At 52.3% G+C, this 1,727-nt stretch carries 2 protein-coding genes; one reads left to right on the top strand and one right to left on the bottom strand.

The window, feature by feature from the left end:
- Nucleotides 1-215: 215 nt before the first annotated feature.
- Nucleotides 216-398: a hypothetical protein gene (locus ACOSYY_RS03775; protein ID WP_421660934.1), complete on the bottom strand. Its 183-nt coding sequence runs from the start codon at nucleotides 396-398 to the stop codon at nucleotides 216-218.
- Between the two features lie 163 nt (nucleotides 399-561).
- On the opposite strand from ACOSYY_RS03775, the gene ACOSYY_RS03770 reads away from it, so the two are divergent.
- Complete coding sequence (locus tag ACOSYY_RS03770; RefSeq protein WP_421660933.1) at nucleotides 562-1,611, top strand: FAD:protein FMN transferase; 1,050 nt, start codon at nucleotides 562-564, stop codon at nucleotides 1,609-1,611.
- The last annotated feature ends 116 nt before the right edge of the window (nucleotides 1,612-1,727 follow it).

The following is a 1,727-nucleotide window of genomic DNA, read 5'->3' as shown; positions in this document are numbered from 1 at the left end:
GAATTTCCTCCGGAGTCATGTTTTCCGCCCATGCCGGCATGACCGGCAGGCTGGCGATAACCAGAGCCCCAAGGATTGCCCCGATCCGCATTGCGAACCTCCTTGAGTAACGATGGTTTGAAGCAATGGTGGTCTGACTCGGGACGCAAAGGTCTCTGGTCTTGTTTATGGTGCCTAAGAGCTACCTATAGGTTCCGACCATACGAATCCTCCTTTCATCTGGACGATTGTCCCGTCCAGCCTTCGATTGCAGCGAAGGGGATAATGACAATGCGTTTGCATCGCTTGCATTTGAGTTCCAGCCCGGCATCCTTCACCTTGGCGATGAGTTGGCCGCACTCGCAACGCGTTTCGTCGTTCTGAATACGCTCATGGGGTGGCGTGCCGGTGGCAATCATGGAGCCGTGGAGCCCTTAAATGAAATTGAGAACGGTTATTAATGTCCTGAATTGCTTCGAATTGTCAAGTGGTACTAACGGAAAGCTGAAAGAAAAATGAGATGAAGTCCTGTCGGCGTTACCCCGCGTATTCTCATGGAAACTGTGCTACAAGTTCCTGGATATGCCATCCAAGCTCACGAAGCGGCTGCGGGATTTCCTTCTTGTTGTTGCGATGCTTGCCGGGTGTACTCATTGGTTATCCCCATCTATACCGGTGCTTAAAAAGCGAACCCAGTTGCACATGGGGACGCTTGTGACGATCACAGCACTGGCGCCGACAGACAATGCAGCGAATACTGCGATCGATGCCGGATTCTCTGAAATCAAGCGCCTTGAGCAGTTGCTGAGTACCTGGATCAGCACGAGTGAACTCTCTTTGGTCAATGCTTCAGCGGGAAGAGGGCCGGTTCGCGTGAGTCCGGAGACTGTTGCGGTCGTCGAGCGATCACTACAGGTGGCGGAGATGACCAATGGCGGGTTCAACATTGCCATAGGTCCCGCTGTCGATGCTTGGAATGTCTCTGAGCACCAAGACATTCCATCGCCAGAGGAACTTGATACGCTGAAGGCACTGACACTGCTTAGCGGCCTGCATCTTGATGTACAATCCAGCACGATTTTCCTCGAAACGCCCGGGATGCGGATCGACGTTGGAGGTATCGGAAAGGGATATGCGGCAGATCAGGCGGTGACAGCGATGAGGAAGGCGGGCGCTAATGCCGGAGTAGTGGCGCTCTCTGGAGACATTAAAGCATTCGGTCGGTTACCAAGTGAGAGGAAATTTGCTGTTGGGATTCAGCATCCTCGCAAAGAAGGGGCAGTTCTGGCTTTTATCGATTTGCAGGACGAAGCAATTTCAACCGCGGGCGACTATGAGAAGTTTTTTGACCGTGACGGAATTCGTTATCATCACATCCTGGATCCTTCTACACTGCAGCCTGCCCGTGCGTGTCAAAGCGTTTCCGTCATTGCAAAGGATGGTATATGGGCCGATGGCCTTGACACCGGCGTATTTGTCATGGGACCTGAGCGTGGGATGGAATTAGTCGAACGCCTCCCCGATGTCGAGGCCGTGATCGTGGATCATGCGGGGAATGTTCATATCTCATCAGGGTTGCGACATCGCATTCGTTTTCCGATTGAGTCTGATCAAGAAGGACATCTTCAATGAGCAAACTCATGCGAGGTTTCTACGCAGTCATTCTGTTAGGAATATCAGTGGCTTGCTCGGAAATTGAATCGCAGTACTTCAAGAACGGTGTGAATACATCCACGGCCGAGCAGGTT

It is taken from the genome of Nitrospira sp. BLG_2, from assembly GCF_049222245.1.
Note: the sequence above shows the minus strand (reverse complement) of the source record. Positions and strands in the feature narration are given on the sequence as shown.

What these genes read in the sequence shown, in the direction of transcription:
- ACOSYY_RS03775 (WP_421660934.1), bottom strand. Translation starts at nt 398, where the DNA reads ATGATTGCCACCGGCACGCCACCCCATGAGCGTATTCAGAACGACGAA.
- ACOSYY_RS03770 (WP_421660933.1), top strand. Translation starts at nt 562, where the DNA reads ATGCCATCCAAGCTCACGAAGCGGCTGCGGGATTTCCTTCTTGTTGTT.